The sequence below is a fragment of the Oscillospiraceae bacterium genome (genome assembly GCA_025758045.1).
In the GTDB taxonomy this organism is placed as follows: domain Bacteria; phylum Bacillota; class Clostridia; order Oscillospirales; family Ruminococcaceae; genus Gemmiger.
Genome location: CP107208.1, coordinates 1,134,026 through 1,153,328 on the forward strand (window position 1 = coordinate 1,134,026; position 19,303 = coordinate 1,153,328).

At 57.3% G+C, this 19,303-nt stretch carries 17 protein-coding genes and 1 tRNA gene; 8 read left to right on the forward strand and 10 right to left on the reverse strand.

Annotated features, from left to right (window positions below):
* The first annotated feature begins 418 nt into the window (after window positions 1–418).
* Window positions 419–1,240, forward strand: a complete 822-nt coding sequence (locus OGM81_05370; protein UYJ44563.1) for a transporter substrate-binding domain-containing protein — start codon at window positions 419–421, stop codon at window positions 1,238–1,240.
* On the forward strand, window positions 1,230–3,407 hold the full coding sequence (locus OGM81_05375) for an ATP-binding protein (protein UYJ44564.1): 2,178 nt from the start codon (window positions 1,230–1,232) through the stop codon (window positions 3,405–3,407). Before OGM81_05370 ends, OGM81_05375 begins: the two co-directional genes overlap by 11 nt.
* A gap of 81 nt (window positions 3,408–3,488) precedes the next feature.
* On the opposite strand, the gene OGM81_05380 is transcribed toward OGM81_05375, so the two are convergent.
* Window positions 3,489–4,673: a nucleotide sugar dehydrogenase gene (locus OGM81_05380; protein UYJ44565.1), complete on the reverse strand. Its 1,185-nt coding sequence runs from the start codon at window positions 4,671–4,673 to the stop codon at window positions 3,489–3,491.
* A gap of 174 nt (window positions 4,674–4,847) precedes the next feature.
* Between OGM81_05380 and OGM81_05385 the strand changes: the two genes are divergently transcribed.
* From OGM81_05385 to OGM81_05405, 5 genes are all read left to right on the forward strand, one after another.
* Complete coding sequence (locus OGM81_05385; GenBank protein ID UYJ44566.1) at window positions 4,848–5,471, forward strand: hypothetical protein; 624 nt, start codon at window positions 4,848–4,850, stop codon at window positions 5,469–5,471.
* Window positions 5,472–5,568: 97 nt separating this feature from the next.
* On the forward strand, window positions 5,569–6,474 hold the full coding sequence (locus OGM81_05390; GenBank protein ID UYJ44567.1) for a DMT family transporter: 906 nt from the start codon (window positions 5,569–5,571) through the stop codon (window positions 6,472–6,474).
* Window positions 6,475–6,599: 125 nt separating this feature from the next.
* Window positions 6,600–8,339: an ABC transporter ATP-binding protein/permease gene (locus OGM81_05395; GenBank protein UYJ44568.1), complete on the forward strand. Its 1,740-nt coding sequence runs from the start codon at window positions 6,600–6,602 to the stop codon at window positions 8,337–8,339.
* Complete coding sequence (locus OGM81_05400) at window positions 8,329–10,194, forward strand: ABC transporter ATP-binding protein/permease (GenBank protein ID UYJ44569.1); 1,866 nt, start codon at window positions 8,329–8,331, stop codon at window positions 10,192–10,194. Before OGM81_05395 ends, OGM81_05400 begins: the two co-directional genes overlap by 11 nt.
* Before the next feature lie 153 nt (window positions 10,195–10,347).
* Window positions 10,348–10,423: transfer RNA gene (locus OGM81_05405), tRNA-Met, on the forward strand.
* A gap of 84 nt (window positions 10,424–10,507) precedes the next feature.
* Here the strand turns inward: OGM81_05405 and OGM81_05410 are convergent.
* Both OGM81_05410 and OGM81_05415 read right to left on the reverse strand, forming a co-directional pair.
* Entirely contained in the window at window positions 10,508–11,617 is a 1,110-nt protein-coding gene (locus OGM81_05410) for a site-specific integrase (GenBank protein ID UYJ44570.1), read from the reverse strand.
* A gap of 118 nt (window positions 11,618–11,735) precedes the next feature.
* Window positions 11,736–11,951, reverse strand: a complete 216-nt coding sequence (locus tag OGM81_05415) for a helix-turn-helix domain-containing protein (GenBank protein UYJ44571.1) — start codon at window positions 11,949–11,951, stop codon at window positions 11,736–11,738.
* A 266-nt stretch (window positions 11,952–12,217) separates the two neighbouring features.
* Between OGM81_05415 and OGM81_05420 the strand changes: the two genes are divergently transcribed.
* Window positions 12,218–12,973 carry a helix-turn-helix domain-containing protein gene (locus OGM81_05420; protein ID UYJ44572.1) on the forward strand — a complete coding sequence of 252 codons (756 nt, stop codon included), beginning with the start codon at window positions 12,218–12,220 and terminating at the stop codon, window positions 12,971–12,973.
* A gap of 81 nt (window positions 12,974–13,054) precedes the next feature.
* Here the strand turns inward: OGM81_05420 and deoC are convergent, their stop codons facing one another.
* From deoC to OGM81_05455, 7 genes are all read right to left on the reverse strand, one after another.
* Window positions 13,055–13,735: a deoxyribose-phosphate aldolase gene (deoC, locus tag OGM81_05425; protein ID UYJ44573.1), complete on the reverse strand. Its 681-nt coding sequence runs from the start codon at window positions 13,733–13,735 to the stop codon at window positions 13,055–13,057.
* Window positions 13,736–13,772: 37 nt separating this feature from the next.
* Window positions 13,773–14,648, reverse strand: a complete 876-nt coding sequence (locus OGM81_05430; GenBank protein ID UYJ44574.1) for a YitT family protein — start codon at window positions 14,646–14,648, stop codon at window positions 13,773–13,775.
* Between the two features lie 65 nt (window positions 14,649–14,713).
* Window positions 14,714–16,147, reverse strand: a complete 1,434-nt coding sequence (locus OGM81_05435) for an HAD family hydrolase (GenBank protein UYJ44575.1) — start codon at window positions 16,145–16,147, stop codon at window positions 14,714–14,716.
* 13 nt (window positions 16,148–16,160) lie between these two features.
* The gene (locus OGM81_05440; GenBank protein UYJ44576.1) at window positions 16,161–16,601 is read right to left on the reverse strand and encodes a PTS sugar transporter subunit IIA; all 441 of its coding nucleotides are present in this window, start codon (window positions 16,599–16,601) and stop codon (window positions 16,161–16,163) included.
* 44 nt (window positions 16,602–16,645) lie between these two features.
* Window positions 16,646–17,398, reverse strand: a complete 753-nt coding sequence (locus OGM81_05445; GenBank protein UYJ44577.1) for a GntR family transcriptional regulator — start codon at window positions 17,396–17,398, stop codon at window positions 16,646–16,648.
* Between the two features lie 20 nt (window positions 17,399–17,418).
* Complete coding sequence (locus OGM81_05450) at window positions 17,419–18,288, reverse strand: PfkB family carbohydrate kinase (GenBank protein ID UYJ44578.1); 870 nt, start codon at window positions 18,286–18,288, stop codon at window positions 17,419–17,421.
* Window positions 18,289–18,290: 2 nt separating this feature from the next.
* Window positions 18,291–19,295, reverse strand: coding sequence for an SIS domain-containing protein (locus OGM81_05455; protein UYJ44579.1), 1,005 nt, complete (start codon window positions 19,293–19,295; stop codon window positions 18,291–18,293).
* Window positions 19,296–19,303 lie beyond the last annotated feature (8 nt).

The following is a 19,303-nucleotide window of genomic DNA, read 5'->3' on the forward strand; positions in this document are numbered from 1 at the left end:
GGCTGCGGATCAATTTCCACAAAAAGCTGCTCAACGCGCGCTCCTCGCGGGCATCGGGAGCCTGGCCGCCGTAGACGCAACGCTCCAGCAGGGCGCAGGTAGAGTGCCTTTTCCTGCTCGGTGGTGACGGTAAGCATATTACGCTTACGTATAACATCCGGTCCGTGATCCCGCAACAGAAAATCTGCATTTTTCGCTACTTTGTCTTATACTTCGCCAGTTGTGCACATGTGTTGGAATTTAACAATGCCTCTTTTTAGCAAGTTGCCGCAAATTTTGAAAACGCACGGTTTTCATGTTTTGCAAAACGCCAATTTATGCCCACACAAGCGATTCAAAATTGACCGCAGTAACTGTTATATGGTAGAATATGTCTATATATTATATGCTGCACCAGTGCCATTTTTAGGAGGGCCTTATGCAGAAAAATTTCACCCTAAAACGTATCGTCTGCCTCCTGGCAGCCCTTTGCCTGGCCGCCGGGCTGGTGGGCTGCGCCGATATGCCCGCCGGCAGCAGTGAGGAAAGCAGCCTGCCCACGATTTTGGTGGGCAGCGATGTCTACCCGCCCTTCAACTATATTGGCGAGGACGGCGCCCCCACCGGCATCGATGTGGAGCTTGCCAAAGAGGCATTCCGGCGTATGGGCTACCGCGCCGAGTTTACCATCATCGACTGGGAGCGAAAGACCCAGCTGCTGGAAACCGGCGACATTGACTGCGTGTGGGGCAGCTTTACCATCAACGGACGGGAGGATGACTACCGCTGGGCCGGCCCCTACATGGCCAGCCGCCAGGTGGTGGCCGTAATGCCCGGCAGCGATATTGAAACCATTGCCGACCTGGAGGGCCGCACCCTGGCTGTGCAGAGCACCACCAAGCCGGAGGAACTGTTTCTGACCGACGCCTCCCTGCCCGCCCTGCGGGACCTCTACTGCTTTGAGGACCGGGAGCTGATCTACACCGCCCTGGGCAAGGGCTACGTGGACGCCATCGCCGCCCACGAAGTCTCGATCCTGCAGTACATGCAGGACTACAACACTGAGTACCGCATTTTGGACGAGCCTTTACAAGTGGTGAGGCTGGGCGTCGCCTTTGGCAAAAACGACGTGCGCGGGCTGGAAACGCAGCTGACCGCCACCCTCGATGAGATGCGGGCGGACGGGACTTTAGCCGCCATCATCGGCAAGTATCTGGCAAACCCCGAGAAATTTTTGGAGGTGGACGGCCTTGTCGAATAGAAAAGTATCTTCCTTCACCGTCCGCTTTTTCTGGCCCCTGATGCTCTGCCTGGGGCTGGGGCTGATGGCGCTGGTGGGGCTGATGTCCTACCGCAGTGACCTGTACCTGGCCAGCCAGAACCTCACCGATGCCACCCAGTACGTCAAACAGCAGCGTACAGCCTACGACCGGTTCAACGATACCTCGATGACCAAAAGCCTGCTGCGCGTCATCGAGAACGCCCAGCAGATCGACCGCGAGATCCAGTACAAGATTGCCCTGACCGGCGAGGCCACGCTGAACACCGACGATCTGCGCCGCTATACCTACGAGCAGCGGCTGACCGGCATCATCCTGATGAACGAGCATGGCGTCGTCCAGCGGGAGTACAGCACTGACGGGCTGGACTACGCCGCCCTGCGCGGGTACGTCACCATGGACACCGTGCTGGGAACCGCCCAATTCCCCATTAAGACCTACACCGCCCGCATCCGGCTGGACGATGGCTCCTACGTGGACCTGGCTGCCCACGGCCGCACCGACGAGCCGGGCGTGATCGTCGTTTATTATCATACCCGCGCCGAATATGCCACCGACTACAACCTGATCATCCAGAACTTGCTGGAAGGCTACGACCCCGGCACCGAGGAAACGCTGGTGGTCACCAGCGGCGACAGCATCATTGCCGCCAACCGCGAAGGCCTGGCCGGGCAGAACGTCGACGACGTGCCGGTGCTGCGCAGCATCCGGGAGAACGCCCACGGCGGCGAGATGACCCGCGTGCGGGCCGGTTCCGGCGACGGCGAGTGGGTCTACTGCATGCTGGAGCGCGGGCGGGACTACTACGTCTACGCCTACATGCCGCTGACCCGCGCGCTGGACACCACGCCCAAGAACCTGCTGTTCACGCTGGTGGCCTACGCCATGGTGCTGTTCATCGTCATCATGATCCGCTGGCGGCTCAAGCATGTCTACCAGGAGGAGCAGCTCCGCCGGGAGCAGAGCTACCAGCAGCAGTTGAAAGACGCCGCCCGTAAAGCCGAGAGCGCCAACCGCGCCAAGACCGAGTTTTTGCAGCGCATGAGCCACGACATCCGCACACCTATCAACGGCATCCGCGGCATGGTGGAGATCGGCGACCATTACAGCGAGGACCTGGCCAAACAGGCTGAGTGCCGCCGCAAGATCTGGGATGCTTCGACTCTGCTGCTGGAGCTGGTGAACGAAGTGCTGGATATGGGCAAACTGGAGTCCGGCGAGATCTTGCTGGAAAGCTGCCCGTTCAACGTGATAGAGCTGAAAGACGGCATCCGCCAGACGATGGAGCGCGCCGCCGCCGAGCGCGGCATCACGATGACCGACCGCACCGAGGTCAAACACACCACACTCATTGGCAGCCCGCTGCACCTGAAGCGGCTGCTGATGAACATTTGGAGCAACGCCATCAAGTACAACAAGGACAACGGTTCCATTGACCTGACCTGCCGCGAGGTGCGCAGCGACGGCAAGATTGCCTGGATCGAGTTTATCTGCGCCGACACCGGTATTGGCATGAGCGAGGAATTTCAGAAGCACCTCTACGAGCCGTTCACCCAGGAGCACAGCGACGCCCGCACCTCCTACAACGGCACGGGGCTGGGCATGGCCATCACAAAAAGTCTGGTGGAGAAGATGGGCGGAACGATAGAATGCCGCAGTAAGCTAGGGGAGGGCACGACCTACTGCATCACGATTCCCTTTGCCATCGACTCCAGCGCTGCCCCGCGGGTCGAGGAAACCGCCGCCCTGCCTGCCGCCACGCCGGAGGGCATGCACGTACTGCTGGCCGAGGACAACGAGCTGAACATAGAGATCGCCGTGTTTGTGCTGGAGAACGCCGGTGTCACGGTGACGAAGGCCGTCAACGGGCAGGACGCGCTGGACCAGTTTGCCGCCAGCGCCCCCGGCACCTTTGATGCCATCATCATGGACGTGATGATGCCGGTGATGGACGGCTACCAGGCCACCCGGGCCATCCGTCAGCTGGACCGCCCCGACGCGGGCAGTATCCCCATCCTGGCCATGACTGCCAACGCCTTTGTGGAAGACCGCCGCCGTGCCTACGAAGCCGGCATGAACGAGCACCTGACCAAACCGCTGGAGCCGGAGGTAGTGCTGAGGACATTGGCGAAATATCGGAGTAAATAAGCAGGAAGGCCCCCTCCCAGAGGGAGCCTTTAACGCAAAAAAGCCGCACATCTGTGCGGCTTTTTTGCGTATTATCATTATTTAGTCCCGGCTATACAAATCTCTCGTATACACCTTCCCGGCCACGTCGGCCAGCTCGGGGGCGGCGCGGTTGGCGATGATCACATCACACTCGGCCTTGAATTTGTCCAGATCTTTCTCCACGCGGTCGCCGTAGAAAGTATCCTCTTTCAACGTTGGCTCGTAGATAACCAGCGGCATGCCCTCGGCCCGCAGGCGGCGCATGACGCCCTGGATGCTGGACTGACGGAAGTTATCACTGCCCGCCTTCATCGTCAGGCGGTAGATGCCGACAGCCTTCGGCTCGCGGGAGAGCACCTGCTCGGCGATAAAGTCCATACGGGTGGCGTTGGAGTCCACGATAGCCTGCATCAGATTCTGCGGTACATCGTTATAATTGGCCAGCAGCTGCTTGGTATCCTTGGGCAGGCAGTAGCCGCCGTAACCAAAGGACGGATTGTTATAGTGGTTGCCGATGCGCGGGTCCAGGCAGACGCCGTCAATGATGTCACGGGTGTTTAGGCCGCGCACCTGGGCGTAGGTGTCCAGCTCGTTAAAATAGGCCACACGCAGGGCCAGGTAGGTGTTGGCAAACAGCTTGATGGCCTCAGCCTCGGTCAAGCCCGGGAAGATGGTATCCACATTCTGCTTGATGGCCCCCTGCTGCAAAAGCCCCGCAAAGGTATGGGCACGGGCGGCCAGTTCCCCGTCCCCCGCCGGGCAGCCTACCACGATGCGGCTGGGGTAGAGATTATCGTACAGCGCATGGCCCTCCCGCAAAAACTCTGGGCTGAAAAGGATATGCAGGTTGTGAAATTTTTTCCGTACCGACGCGGTATACCCGACGGGCACCGTGGATTTGATGACGATGGTCGCCTCCGGCGCATACTGCCCGGCTAGCGTCAGCACAGCCTCCACGCTGGAGGTATCAAAATAATTCTTCTTGGGGTCGTAGTTGGTGGGGGTGGAAACCACGATGATGTCCGCGCCGGTGTAGGCAGCGGCAGCATCGGTGGTCGGGTGCAGGTCCAGCTCTTTTTCGGCTAAATACTGCTCGATCTCCTTATCGGCAATGGGACTTTTGCGGGCCGCCAGCAGGGCCACTTTCTCGGGCAGAATGTCTACAGCCCATACCTCGTTGTGCTGGGCCAGCAGCACACTGATGCTAAGGCCCACATAACCGGTACCGGCAACGGCGATTTTCATAAACAGGCGCTCCCTTAACAGTGATATTTATTGTAAGTATACCATGGTGCGGGGCCAGCCGCAACGGTTTTTACCGGATTTCCTTTTCTGTCCTCTTGTACCCCGGCCCAAAATGCGATATAATACCTATGTTTACTTTGAGTTTTGAGTATTCCCACGGAGGTTTATTAAAATATGAAACGTACCCGTACCCTTGCCCTGCTGACCGCGCTGGTCTGCCTGTGTGTGTCGCTGACGGCCTGTTCCCCCAAAGAAGTGTTGAAAAGCGCCATCCTGAAAACCACCACTGCCCTGGGCCTGCGCCAGGAAACCAGCGATGAGGACGAGGTCGACGATCTGACTTACGCCACCAGCGGCGGCGACGTGACCTTCCCCGAAACGATGGACACCACTGCCTCCAAGCTGGTGTCCGAGGTGGACGGCGACACCCTGTATGTAGCCTTTAACGGCATCCAGAACCGCAGTACCGACTACTTTGTGGCGGGTTCCGACAGCCTGTCCATCACCGGCTATGCCACCACTGAGTCCACCAACGAGAACTTCCAGACTTTCAAGATCGCCTTGTGGGAGCTGTCCGACGACAAGACTTCCACCAGCTATGTCATCGGCTCCACCGTTTACTACACCACCGACGGCACCTGCTACCAGTACAATGTTTCCGGCCTGACCCCCGGCAGGCAGTACAAGGTCTACATCAGCTATGACTCCACCCGTTACTATATCACCGGCGGGCTGAAGGTCCAGGGCCTGGGCAGCGAGGAGCTGACCACCATCGAGAACGAGAACACCGTCCAGTAACCACAAAACAGCACCGCCCGCGCCGCGCCAAGACGGTGTGGGCGGTTTTGTTGTAGAGGAATTTTTAGAGGAAAAAGTAACGTAAAAGGGGAAGTTTATGCCAAACGTACAATTACGCAATACCCTGCTGCTGATGGGGGCTTCCTTCATCTGGGGCACCGCTTTTGTGGCGCAAAGCGTGGGCGCTGACCACATGGGCCCTTACAGCTTTCTGGCGGGCCGCAGCTGGCTGGCCTGTGTGTTTCTGCTGGGGCTGATGGCCGTGCTGCGCAAAGCCGGCAAGACCAACTCCGCCGCCGAGCCGGGCTTTTGGCAGAACCGCAAGGTGCTGGTAAAGGGCGGCACCTGCTGCGGCATCGCGCTGTTTGCGGCATCGGCTGCGCAGCAGATGGGCATTGGCACCACCAGCACGGCCAAGGCCGGGTTCATGACCGCTTTGTATGTAGTGCTGGTGCCGGTGTTCGGCGTGCTTTTTGGCCGCCGCCCCGGTGTAAAGCTGTGGTGCTGCGTGGCCGCCAGCGTGGTGGGCCTGTATCTGCTGTGCCTGGCCGGGCACGACAGCCTGGCCCTGACCGGCGGCGAATGGCAGCTGCTGGGCTGTGCCTTTTTGTTTGCCACCCAGATTTTGCTGGTGGACCACTTCAGCCCCAAGCTGGACGGCATCCAGCTGAGCTTTGTGCAGTTTTTGACGGTGGCGGTCATTTCCACCGTGTTTATGCTGATTTTTGAACAGCCCACCATCGAGCAGTTCCGCCTGGCGGCGGTGGCCATCGCCTACTGCGGCATCATGTCCAGCGGCGTGGCCTACACACTGCAAATTGTGGGCCAGAAAGCGCTGGACCCCACCATTGCCAGTTTGGCTATGTGCTTGGAGAGTGTGTTCAGCGCCTTGGCCGGTTGGCTGATTTTGGGCGAGACGCTTTCCACCACCGAGCTGTGCGGCTGCGGCCTGATGTTTGCCGCCATCGTAGCCAGCCAGCTGCCGGACAAAAAGAAAGTTTAAGTAAAGGCCCCCTCTGCGAGAGGGCTCCCGCGAAGCGGGTGGGGTAGAGACTTTCCCAAGGCGCTCTCCCTCAGTCGCCTCCGGCGGCAGTTCCCTCCCAGAGGGGGCCTTTAATAGGAGCATCTATGAATGACTTGCGCTTAATTTTCCGCTATGGCAAGCCCTACCGCCGGGACCTTTGGGCGGCTGCCGGGCTGATCTTTATTGAATGTATCTTTGAGATGGTCATCCCCGTGCTGATGTCCACCCTGGTAGACGAGGGTGTGCCCAGCCATAATATGGCGATCATCCTGCGGCAGGGCGGGTTGATGGCACTCTGCGCGGTACTGGCACTGATCACCGGCCTGCTGTATGCCCGCTATGCCGCCCGGTTCGCCAACGGCTTTGCGGCCGAGTTGCGCCTGGCCGAGTACGCCGCCGTGCAGAAATTCGACTTTGCCAACCTGGACCATTTTTCCTCTGCGTCCCTCGTCACCCGCATGACCACCGACGCCACCGTGCTGCTCAACGCCATCAACGCAGGCCTGCGCCCCTTTGTGCGCAGCCCGGTCATGCTGGCCATGGGTCTGGGCATGGCATTTCTGCTGAGCCCCAAGCTGACGATTGTTTTCCTCATCACAACGCCTATTCTGACCATTTTGCTGACGCTCATCGTGTGCAAGGTCGGCCCGCTGTACGGCCGCCAGCAAAGCGCTGTCGACCACCTGAACAGCCGCATCCAGGAATCCCTCACCGCCATCCGCGCCATTAAAGCGTTCGTGCGCTGCGATTATGAAAACGAGCAGTTCAACGCCGTCAACACTGAGCTGAGCGACGCCAGCACCGAGACCTTCCGTTACGCCGTGCTCAACCTGCCCGCGTTCCAGACCATCATGTACACAGCCATCGTCTGCATCATGTGGTTCGGCGGCGGGTTCATCCTGCAGGGCGACATGAGCGTCGGCCAGCTGACCGCCTTTTTGAGCTACGTTTTGCAGGTGCTCAACTCGGTCATGATGTTCTCCGGCGCGTTTTTGCAGATGACCCGCTCGCTGGCCAGCGCCCGCCGCATCCGCGAGGTGCTGACCGAGCAGCCCGACCTGGCCAATGCCGCCGATCCGTTGGAGACTGTGCCGAACGGTCAGATCGACTTCGAGGGCGTCAGCTTCAAGTATAACGCTGCGGCACAAAAAAGTGCCCTGTCCGACATTACGCTGCACATCCCCGCCGGGGCGACCGTGGGCATCATCGGCGGCACCGGCTCGGCCAAGACCACGCTGGTCCAGCTGATCCCCCGCCTGTACGACGCCACCGAGGGCACCGTGAAGGTCGGCGGCCACGACGTGCGGGACTACGACCTGACCGCCCTGCGGGACGCCGTAGGCATTGTGCTGCAAAAGAACCTGCTGTTCTCCGGCACCATCCGGGACAACCTGAAGTGGGGCAACCCCGACGCCGCCGAGGAACAGCTGTGGGCCGCCTGCCGCGCCGCTCACGCCGATGAATTTTTGGACCGCATGCCCGACGGCCTGGATACCGACTTAGGGCAGGGCGGCGTCAACGTCTCCGGTGGGCAGAAGCAGCGCCTTTGCATTGCCCGTACCCTGCTGAAGCACCCGAAGGTGCTGATTTTCGACGACTCCACCAGCGCCGTGGATACTGCCACCGAGTCCGGCATCCGCCGCGCCCTGGCCGAACTGACCGACGTGACCAAGCTGATTATCGCCCAGCGCATTTCCTCGGTGCAGAGCGCCGACCTCATCGTAATCTTGGAGGATGGCCGCCTGCACGCCGTGGGCACCCACGCCGAACTTCTGGAAAAAGATACGATCTATCAGGAAATCTACTATTCCCAGATGAAGGGAGGTGACCCCGATGGCGAGTAAAAAGAAAGTCACCGGCGGCAAGCGCCCGCAGAACCTGCGCCGCACGCTGGGACAGTTCAGCGCCTATCTGGGCCGCCACCGCATCATGATCGGCCTGGTGGCGCTGCTGGCGGCCATCAGCGCCCTGGCCGCACTGTTTGGCACCTACATGATCCGCCCGGTAGTCAACGGCCTGCTGGAAAACGGCAGCAAAGCCTACCTGGCCGGGGCCGTGGGCCTTACCGCCTGTATTTATATCATTGGTGCGCTGTCCACCCTGGGCTATACCCAGCTGATGGTGCGCGCCGCGCAAAAAGTACTGCAGGAGATCCGCCAGGATCTGTTTGCCCACCTGCAGACCCAGCCGCTGCAGTACTTTGATACCCACCGCAACGGCGATTTGATGAGCCTTTTCACCAACGATGTGGACACCATCTCCGATGCACTGAACAACAGCTTTGCTGTCGTTATCCAGACCTTTATCCAGGTCGTGGGTACCCTGCTGATGCTGTTTATCCTCAACTGGCGGCTCTCTCTGCTGGTGGCGGTGGGTTATGTGGGCATGTTCTGGTACATCAACTTTTCCACCCAGCACAGCCGTGCCTACTATGCCAAGCAGCAAAGCAGCCTGGGCGAGCTGGACGCTTACATTGAGGAAATGATCGCCGGGCAGAAGGTCGTGAAGGTGTTCAACCACCAAAAAGCCGACCTGGCCGAGTTTGCCGCCCGCAACGAAAAGCTGCGCCTGGCCGGCACCGGCGCGCAAAGCTATGCTGCCACGATGGTGCCCGCCGTCGTCAGCATCGGCTACATCAACTACGCGGTCATTGCGGTGCTGGGTGGCCTGATGGTCATGAAGGGCTGGACCGACTTGGGCAGCCTGGCCAGCTATCTGGTGTTTGTGCGCCAGACCACCCTGCCCATCAACCAGTTTACCCAGCAGGGCAACTTCCTGCTGGCGGCGCTGGCCGGTGCCGAGCGTATTTTTGCCGCCATGGAGCAGTCGCCCGAAGTGGACGAGGGCACGGTAGAGTTGGTGAACGTGCGGAAGAACGCCAACGGCACCCTGACCGCCTGCCCCGAGGTCACCGGCCGCTGGGCCTGGCGTGATTCCGCCCACCCGGACGTAGCGCTGGAGCCATTGCGCGGCGATGTGCGGTTCCATAACGTCAGCTTTGGCTACACGCCGGAGCGGCTGATTTTGCAGGACCTTTCGCTGTACGCCAAGCCGGGGCAAAAGATTGCCTTTGTCGGCTCCACCGGCGCGGGCAAGACGACGATCACTAACTTGATCAACCGCTTTTACGATGTCACCGCCGGTTCCATCACCTACGACGGAATCGATGTGCGACTCATCCGCAAAAACGCGCTGCGCTCGTCCCTGGGCATCGTGCTGCAGGACACCCACCTGTTTACCGGCACCGTGGCGGACAACATCCGCTTTGGCAAGCTGAATGCCACGCAGAAGGAAATCGAGAAGGCCGCAAGGATTGCCAACGCCGACTCCTTCATCCGCCGCCTGCCCCAGGGATACGACACGATGGTCACCTCCGACGGGGCCAACCTGAGCCAGGGCCAGCGCCAGCTGCTGGCCATTGCCCGCGCCGCCGTAGCCGACCCGCCGGTGCTGATTTTGGATGAAGCCACATCCAGCATCGATACCCGCACCGAGGCGCTGATTGAAAAAGGCATGGACGGCCTGATGGAGGGCCGCACGGTGTTTGTCATCGCACACCGGCTTTCCACCGTGCGCAACGCCGATGCAATTATCGTGCTGGAACACGGCCGCATCGTAGAACGCGGCACCCACGATGAACTGCTGGCCCAAAAAGGCGAGTATTACCAGCTGTACCACGGCATGTTTGAACTGTCGTAAACGGACGCGGCGGTGGTTTCTCCAGCTTTCCCAGCTTTTGGAACACGCCGCGGCCCCGTGGCCCGGATTTTTGAAAAAAATTCTGCAAACCTGTTGACATATGTCCACGGTTGTGCTATTATACTATAGCACTCCGAAACACGGAGCATATATCGCGGGGTAGAGCAGATGGTAGCTCGTCGGGCTCATAACCCGGAGGTCGCAGGTTCAAGTCCTGTCCCCGCAACCAACAAAGAACGGTAAGACGTCAAGTTTTACCGTTCTTTTTCTTTTGCAGGCCGCAAAAAAAGAAAAGTGGTAACAAAGTGGTAACTCATTTGTTACCATCTCCGAAAATCACGCTGCTCAGGGTGTCCCCCGCCCTGATTTTGGCGGAGTCGATGACGTGGGCATAGCGCTCGGAAACGGTGGCGGGTTTGTCACCGATAAAGGCAGCTGTCGTCACAATGTCGGTACCGTTCGCCACAAGGATGGACGCAACGGCATGGCGGAAGGCGTGGGGGTTCAGGTGGGGAAAATTCGGGTTTTCCTTTTGCAGCCTGTCCCCCATACGGTTCAGATACTGTGTAATGTTGTCCGGATTCATAGGTCCACCGTACTCATTGGTAAACAAGTAGCCACTTTCCTGCCAGAGGTCCCCGTACCATTCGGGCTGTTCGCCGCGCCACTTCAGGTAGCGGCGCAGGATTTCGTCCATCTGCGGGGTAATCGGCAGCTGACGCGGCTTGCGCTTTTTGGGGTAGGGCTTCTCGTACACACCGTTCTTTGGGTCGTACATGACGCAGGAACAGATGGTGATGGTCTTGCCCCTCAGGTCTACGGCACTCAGCTTGATGCCCGCGCACTCCCCGCGCCGGATGCCGTAGAGCATCAGCACGTGGATCAGCGTGTACCACTTGACGCTCTCGTTCTCCAAAGCCTGACGGATCAGTGTTAGATCGGCGGGCTGGTAGTAGTTCGGCATCGGCGGGTCTGCCACAGGCGGCGTGGCATCGCGGCAGGGGTTGAACGCAATCAGATGCTTGCGGATGGCGTGTTCCATAATGGTGGAAATCACATGGTGGTGTTCCAGCACCGTTTTGCGGGAAAGTCCGCCGCCGGTTTTCTTGTTCTGCCCCGGCTTGAGCAGCATGGCGTAGAAATCGTCCAGCATATCGCCGGTGATTTCGTCCACGGGCGTCTTGCCTAAGTACGGATTGATGCGGGAATCCAGCATATCCTGATATCGTGCGAGGGTGCTTTTCTCCTTGCCGGTGCGCTCCTTAATTTCCATAACCTTAGCGGCAAAATCCTCGAACGATATACATTTCGGTTCGGCGGCTTTTGCCGCTTCTTCTTTTTCATGGGCTGTGATAAGCTCGCACTCCTCCTCAAAATGGACGGTTTCGCGCTGGATCAGCGTTTCGATCTGCCGCGCGTTCAATTCAGGCGGAACACGGACAGTTTTGATAAAGGGCGGAAGCTGCTTGCCAAATTCATCCCTCCCGTGAAAAACGTGGATACGAAAAGAAATAAGGTTTCCGGCCTTATTGTAGCGTTTCTCAACCGATGCCATGGTTCAGTTCGTTTTCGTCAATGGTAAGCCCGAAATAGCGTTCTACATCGTCCAGCGCCACCAGATACTTTGACCCGGCTTTACGGCTGGGAATTTCCTTGTGTAGCACCAGCTGACGGATGTTGTGTGCGCTGATGGCACAGCCGGGATCACGTTTGCGCAGTTCATCGGCTGCGCCTTGAATGGTACGGATACGGTTCATAAGAGAGGTCCTTTCTCGCGTTTTACAGATGCGAAAGCGGCTTCGGAAGTTTCGGCATATTGGATTATCAAGGTGCTATGCAAATGTACTTTTAAGTTACATATGCTATATCTGAATTATATAGTACTTTTAAGTTACTGTCAATCGTTTTTGCAAAAATATTTTAAGGAAACATAAGAAGAATTCTCGCTCTTGTACAGATAGCAAAAGTTTGTTATAATTAGGTTGTTCCTTAAAAGTACAGAGCCGAGGCGGAGGATAAAGGTATGTCAATGCATTGGACAACTGCGAGTGATAAAGATTTTACGTTGATGCGTGATGAATTCGGAAACTACTCTCACGCCGCAGATAAGACACCGATCAGTTTTCAAGAACAGAAGAAGATTTTGGGCAACCGTATCAAACGGTTGCGCCTTTACCGAGAAATGACGCAGGAGGAAGCCGCAGAAAAGACAGGAATCAATGCGACCCTGTGGCGGCATTATGAATATGGTCTGAAAATGCCCCGGCAGGAAAATTTAGAAAAAATCGCACAAACGTTAGATGTTCCGATGCAAATGCTGTTTCCTATCGACACCTGCACCCCGGAGGGAATTGCCACATTGCTGCTGAATATGCAGCTGCAATTTGGCAGTATGGAAATCGTCGAGGTTGACGGCAGCGTCAGCTTGAAATTCCCAAAAAACGAATTCTCGAAAAACGCAACAGATACGCTCCATACAGTTAAAGAGCTGCTGGATAAAATCACTTGGGATGATGGTGTTAATTTGACAGCAGAACGCTTTCTATGCAGCCGTTATGCGGTTCCTAGAGAAATGGGCGCAGAAATTAAAGAAAAACGTGAGCTATGGAAAGAAATTTTGGACGGACGTATGGACGAAAGTTCCATGCCTAAAGGTGAAAGCTGGTCGTATCTGGAAGATACTGCAGGCTCTATAGAGGAAGCCACCTACCGCCTGAAAAATATGGCGCTGCTGGATTACATTACAGAATGTTATAAAAACAAAAAAGAAAGCCAATAAAACAATAAGCACCACCGAGTTATACTTAGTGGTGCTTATTGTTTTATGCGGTTCAGACCTTTCCGGCCATCCCTATCGATTTTATAACCTATGTTTCAGTTCTTCTATAATGCTGACGCTGGCTGTGGAGCCGATGCGGGATACGCCCAGCTCGATCATACGCAAAGCGGTATCCAATGTGCGGATGCCGCCGGCTGCCTTGATTTTCACCTCATCGCCAACGCATTTTTTCATCAGCGCCACATCCTCAAAGGTTGCGCCGCCGGTGCCAAAGCCCGTGGAGGTCTTTATGAAATCCGGGCGAACCTCCCGCGCGATGGAGCACAGTGCGCGCTTTTCCTCCTCGGTCAGGTAGCAGTTCTCAAAAATAACCTTCGAGATCACCCCTGCACCGCGGCATTCCTCTACAATACCGGCCATCTCATGCTCAATAAAATCGTAGTTTTTTTCTTTCAGCTGCGTAATGTTGATAACATAATCGATCTCATCCGCGCCATTGGTGATTGCATCTACGGTTTCGTATTTCTTGACCTTGGGCGTACTCTGCCCCAAGGGGAAACCAACCGCTGCTCCTACATGGACCGATGTTCCCGCCAACAGCTCCTTGCACAGGGAAACCGGAGCCGGGTTGATGGCCACCATGGCAAAGCCGTACTCACGGGCCTCTGCACAGAGCTTTTCAAAATCCTTGCGCTGCGCATAGGCGCGCAGCTGGGTGTGGTCAAAATAAGCTGCCAGTTCGGCAGGCGTAATAGGATTCATAACAAAACATTCCTTTCGTTTCGTGTGCGGTATCGCCTTATAAAAACGACGCCGTCTTGCCCGGGTCAACAAAGCCCTCGCCGTAAACCTCGCCGGTTTCCGTCACCATGACCATACAGCCGGGGTCAATGCGGTAGGCCGCCATCCGGATGCGGTACACCTGCGGTCTGGCACAGACGCAGAGCAGCATCTGCCGCTCCGTACCGGTGTATGTGCCCACTGCTTTGACCATTGTTGAGCCGCGCTCGCATTGGCGGGAAATTTCGTCCGCAATTTCCTGCCCCTTGGTAGTGATGATCGTCAGCATTTTGCCGGCATTGCTGCCGTACATGATTTTGTCGATAACCAGCGAGGTAACCGCCGTTGTGACAAGACCGTACAAAACGGCATCGACAGAGCCAAACACAGGCCAACCTAACAGGATGACCACAAGGTCTATCGCACCGGTCACAACACCGACCGACAGATGCGGGCGCAGCACTTTGATCGACATCGTCAAGAAATCGGTGCCGCCGCTGGACGAACCCCGCATATACAAAAGCGCCAACGCGCCGCCCCATGTGATACCCGCAAACAGGGCCGCCAGCAACGGATCGCCGCCGTAGCCGGGCTGGTCTGCAAAGGCAACATCCTGAAAAAAGGTACACCACAGCATACTGATGACGGTTTTCCCCAGAAAGGCGCGTCCCACAAAGCGGAAACCAAGCAGAACCAGGGGCACATTCAGCACCAGCGTTGTGATGCCGATGGGAAACCCCCACAGATAGTTGCCCAGCAAAGCAAGACCCGACAGCCCGCCGGGTGCAAAGTCCGCGCCCTTGGCAAAATAACAGATGCTCAGGGCGTACAGAAACCCCGCAGCCAGGTTATACAGCTGATCCGTTACAAGGGTCTGCGTTTTTTCTTTCATCATAGAACACTGCCCCTTTTGGAAAACGAGGAGCCTTTCTTGCGGGAAAGCGTTCCTCGTTTTATAATTTATCCAATCAGTTTTAATTTTTGGAGTGCATGGGCGATGCCGTCATTTTCCACGGTGTCTGTGACCATATCGGCACAGGCACACACCTGCGGCAGGGCATTGCCCATTGCCACGCCGATACCGGCCAGCTGCAGCATTTCCAAATCGTTGTCGGCATCTCCAAAGGCAATGGTTTCCTCCGTGGTGATACCGATTGCCGCACACAGGGCACGGATACCGTTTTCCTTGCCGCCGGTTCGGCTCATCAGATCCACCACAGCATCCCCCCAGCGCTTTGTCCGGCAATGGGGCATCTGCCGCAGCAGTTCTTCTTCTTCCTCCTCGTTCACGAAGGGAATGACTTGATATATGCGGCGGTTTTCCAGATCGGAAATGTCCCGCACAGCCGGCACGGCGGTGCCGATTTTTGCCTGCTCGACCTCCATGCGGGAGTCCACACAGTTGGCGTACATCCTGTCTTTTTCAAGAAAAATGCAGCTGCGGTTCTTTTTCTGTAAGAACTGTTTCAATGCCGACAGATCCCCGGCAGGAATGGGCGTTTCCCGCACGATCTGCCCCTGCAGCTCGCAGAGCTGGCCGTTCATATAAACAGCACCGTCAACCGTGATGCCGGGCAGCATGTTTTCTTCCTCGATTTCCAGCGCGTGGCGGCCGGTACACAGAAACACCTGCACACCGCTGCGCTGTAAAGCCTGCAACGCAGGGGCTACGCCGGGCGGCATCCGATGCCCGCCCACGGTAATCAGGGTGCCGTCCACATCAAAGAAGGCGGCGCGTATCCTTATTCCGCCGCACGCCGCCAGCGCAGGCAGTTCGGCAAGGCTGTCGATATGCAGCTGCGCTGCCCGCTGGTCAAACGGGAATCTTTCGTCCCGCAAGGCAGCCACAACGCCGCCTGCCGCCGTACCCGCCTGCACACCGTAGGTGGAGTCCTCCACGATCAGACATTCCTCCGGCTTGCGCCTGAGCTTGTCCATGGTGAAGCGGTAAATTTCAGGGTCCGGCTTACTGCGGGTAAATTCGTGACCGCTGACGATACAGTCAAACAGTTCCCGAATCTCGCATTGGTCCAGAACCTGCTCAATACATTCCCGGCTGCTGCTGCTTGCAAGGGCTACCTGCAGCCCCATCTGCTTTAATTCATGCAGCAGCGGGCGAACCTCCTTGCGCAGAATGTCCGGGTAATACACCCGGCAGCCGGCGTTCATGGCGTCCATTTCCTGCCGGAATGCGGCATCGTCGGTGCGGCGGCAGAGTTTCGCCATAAAGGGCATATATTCCTGCCCGGAAATGCCCACCAACGGGTACATGCTTTCCAGGGTGATCCACGGGTAGGACGGTTTCAGCTGCGTATACTGATGGTGCAGGTAGACCGGTTCACTGTCGATCAGCACGCCGTCCATATCAAAGATGACTGCCTTGATCGGCTTCATGACGTTTCTCCCTTCAGATACCGTCCTCGTCCTCCTGCGGCTGGGCGGGAACCTCCAGCACAAATTTGCCGATGTTTTCGTGCCCGGTCTGCATAATGTCGGCAGCCAGTGCATCCACATCGGGGCATTCGTCACCGGTGATGTTGCGCATGCACAGATCCATCAGCATACTGCTGTTCAGCCCGGAGATCACGCGCACCTTGGGGCGGGTCATCGAAAGTCCCGCTGCGCGGTTGTACGGCGTGCCGCCGGCAATGTCTGCCAGCACCAGAACAGCCTCGCAGTCTGCATAGCTGTCGATTGCCTCTGCCAGCTGCTTTTCAAACACTTCCACATCCATGCCATCGGCAAAATCCACGGCCTTTAGTTCCGCATCACTGCCTGCCAGCATTTTTACATTGGCAGCCATACCGGCGGCAAAGCCGCCATGCCCGGTCACAACTACACCTACCATAGCAAACTACACTCCTTTAGCAAAATCGGGCGCACAGTCCCGGCTTATTGGTTGACAACTTCAAATTCAAATTTCTGGGTAACGCCGTCCAGATATTCTTTACTGAGGTCGATCGGACGGTCGTTTTGGTCCATGACCACGTTTTCGACATACAGCACGGGGGAACCGCGGTGTACGCCGAACAGGTTGGCAAACTCGGCGTTGGCGGTCTGCGCCATCAGCACACGGCGCGATTTAACGATCTTCTCGTGGTAGACAGTTTCAAAGACATCGTACAGCGAGCGCTGGGCGAAGTCGTAGGCATCAATACCGGGAAACACAGATTCCGGCACATAGTTTTCCACGAGAACAAAGGGCTTTCCGCTGGCGTAGCGCATACGCACAAGATGGTAGCAGCGCTCCCCGTGTTCGAGCTTGAGCCGTGCAAAAAGCTCCGGGGTATAGCTTACCCACTCTGCACGCAGCACCTCGGTACGGTGCTCCAGATTCAAAACCCCCATCTCGGCGGCAAAGCTCAGCTGCTTGTTCAGAAAGCGTCCGCGGGTATCAGGGCTGCGCACAAAGGTGCCGCGCCCCCGCATACGTTCCACAAAGCCGTCTTCGATCAGCATATTGTAAGCCTGCCGTGCAACAGGGCGCGAAATGCCGAACTGGGCGCACAGCTCCTCCTCCGTCGGCAATTTTGTCCCTGCCGACAGCTTCCCGCTGGTGATAGCCTCCAGCAATGCCTTACGCAGCTGTTCGTACAGAGGAACTGCGCTGGTTTTGTCAAGCTGTATTCCGTTCAGTTCGATCATGATAGGAAATCTCCTTCTTGTTATTCGGTGCCGTCTGGGGAGATTTCCGCTTTACAGCCAAAGCCGCCCTGTGCCATGCAGTTGCGTGCCGAGACCTGCTGCCCGGCAGCCAGTGCAGCCAGAAGCGCCTGCTCCGGCATGGGCTTTGCCTTTTGCCACCCCGCAGTATACAGCGAGCAGAGGAAGGCAGCAAGGAAAGAATCTCCTGCCCCCATTGTATCACTTGCCTCTACCATTTGGGTAGTCTTTTCCACGATTTTCCCTTGTACAGACAACATTTGTCCGGCTGCGCCCATTGTGGCCAGAATATGCACCACGCCGCGACGATGCAGTGGTGCGCACAATTCCGCAAAGGCAGTCTTGTCCATCGGCTTGCAGGAAAGCATCGCCAGATCTATGCCGTGGCAAACCTCGTCATAGTAGGCATCGGTGCGGTACTTCTCCTTTTCGCCGAAGTCATAGGCGAACACAGCGGGCAGCGCCTGCACAGCCGCCATCTGTTCGGGCATTTTGGCGTTGCAGCTGCTGACGATCAGATCGGCGGTTTTCAGCTCGTCCAGCTCCTGCGCACCGATCTGCAGCGGGCCGGTCCAGCTTTCCCCGGTGATCACCTCGATAAAGCTGCGCTCCCCGTTGACCACATCATAGCTGCACACCTTGGTGGTACGCCCCCGTAAAACGGGGCAATGGCTGATGTCCACGCCGTTTTCCCGGAGTGCTTTCTCCACAATATGTGCCATCTTGTCATCGCCAAGGGAGCCGAGATACTCGGCCTGTGCCCCCAGCCGCGCAGCATGAACTGCGACGTTTACCGCATTGCCGCCGGGGAAACACTCCTGTGTGTTGTGGTAATAGTCTATTACGTTATCCCCTAATGCAATCAGTTTCATACTCAATAGCTCTCTTTTCTGTAATAGCGGCGGATATCCAGAGAATGATCCGTGATGACCTCAATGTTCTTGCTGATGCGCTGCAGAACGGCCGCCATGACAACGGGGCTGAGCAGCGGGCGGAACTCATCGCTGATGCCGGGCAGGGCATACTCCTTTGTGTCAAAGCAGGTCAGCTTTTTGGTATGGCGGGCGGCAAACTCCTTTACGCGCTCGTCCTGCGCACGGGTGGGGCCCTCAGTCAGCAGCAGCGTGGTGCAGACATCGTCCTCCAGCAGCTCCAGCGTGCCATGGAAGAATTCCGGGCTGGAAACGCTCTTGGTGCGGATCCACTGGCTTTCCTCCAGCACGCACATACTGTAGCTGTAGGCGGTGGGCCACAGATCGCCGCTGCCGATCCAGATGTTATACGGCTCCTTGCAGTAATCCTGCGCATATTTCAGGCACTTGGCATCTGCCTGCTTGCGTACCTGTGCCAGCGCAAAGGCAAGGTTCTTCAGCTCATCCGCAAAGCGGGGGTAGGCATCAAAGCTGCAGCTGCGGTACAGGATGCGGCCGATCAGGAGATAAAACACCAGTTCCTGCGGGCGACCCTCGCTGTAGACGATGGTGTCATCGCAGATGGATTCCAGCGTGGAGTTCTCCTTGCCGACGGCGGCAAACAGGCGCACGCCCTGCTCTTTCAGCCAGTTGGCTGCCTTTACGGTCTCGGCGGTGTCACCGGACTTCGAGGTCAGGAACGCCACGGTCTTATTGGTGATGCGGTTGCAGTCACCGGTCATCAGGTTGGCGGACAGTACATTTTCGACCGGCAGGCGGGACATATGGCGGATGTAGAAGGCGAACGGATCCAGCATCGCCTGAGAACCGCCACTGCTGGTGAACAGCAGCAGGTCAAACCCGTTATCCACAATCGAATCGGCGATAGCCTCGATCTTGGCGCGCTGGTCGTAGATTTTGGCGCCGTTGGCAATGATCTGGTTTTCGTCAAAGTTTACCATGCTCATAGGTACAA

What these genes read in the sequence shown, in the direction of transcription:
- OGM81_05370 (UYJ44563.1), top strand. Translation starts at nt 419, where the DNA reads ATGCAGAAAAATTTCACCCTAAAACGTATCGTCTGCCTCCTGGCAGCC.
- OGM81_05380 (UYJ44565.1), bottom strand. Translation starts at nt 4,673, where the DNA reads ATGAAAATCGCCGTTGCCGGTACCGGTTATGTGGGCCTTAGCATCAGT.
- OGM81_05385 (UYJ44566.1), top strand. Translation starts at nt 4,848, where the DNA reads ATGAAACGTACCCGTACCCTTGCCCTGCTGACCGCGCTGGTCTGCCTG.
- OGM81_05390 (UYJ44567.1), top strand. Translation starts at nt 5,569, where the DNA reads ATGCCAAACGTACAATTACGCAATACCCTGCTGCTGATGGGGGCTTCC.
- OGM81_05395 (UYJ44568.1), top strand. Translation starts at nt 6,600, where the DNA reads ATGAATGACTTGCGCTTAATTTTCCGCTATGGCAAGCCCTACCGCCGG.
- OGM81_05400 (UYJ44569.1), top strand. Translation starts at nt 8,329, where the DNA reads ATGGCGAGTAAAAAGAAAGTCACCGGCGGCAAGCGCCCGCAGAACCTG.
- OGM81_05415 (UYJ44571.1), bottom strand. Translation starts at nt 11,951, where the DNA reads ATGAACCGTATCCGTACCATTCAAGGCGCAGCCGATGAACTGCGCAAA.
- OGM81_05420 (UYJ44572.1), top strand. Translation starts at nt 12,218, where the DNA reads ATGTCAATGCATTGGACAACTGCGAGTGATAAAGATTTTACGTTGATG.
- deoC (UYJ44573.1), bottom strand. Translation starts at nt 13,735, where the DNA reads ATGAATCCTATTACGCCTGCCGAACTGGCAGCTTATTTTGACCACACC.
- OGM81_05430 (UYJ44574.1), bottom strand. Translation starts at nt 14,648, where the DNA reads ATGATGAAAGAAAAAACGCAGACCCTTGTAACGGATCAGCTGTATAAC.
- OGM81_05435 (UYJ44575.1), bottom strand. Translation starts at nt 16,147, where the DNA reads ATGAAGCCGATCAAGGCAGTCATCTTTGATATGGACGGCGTGCTGATC.
- OGM81_05440 (UYJ44576.1), bottom strand. Translation starts at nt 16,601, where the DNA reads ATGGTAGGTGTAGTTGTGACCGGGCATGGCGGCTTTGCCGCCGGTATG.
- OGM81_05445 (UYJ44577.1), bottom strand. Translation starts at nt 17,398, where the DNA reads ATGATCGAACTGAACGGAATACAGCTTGACAAAACCAGCGCAGTTCCT.
- OGM81_05450 (UYJ44578.1), bottom strand. Translation starts at nt 18,288, where the DNA reads ATGAAACTGATTGCATTAGGGGATAACGTAATAGACTATTACCACAAC.
- OGM81_05455 (UYJ44579.1), bottom strand. Translation starts at nt 19,295, where the DNA reads ATGAGCATGGTAAACTTTGACGAAAACCAGATCATTGCCAACGGCGCC.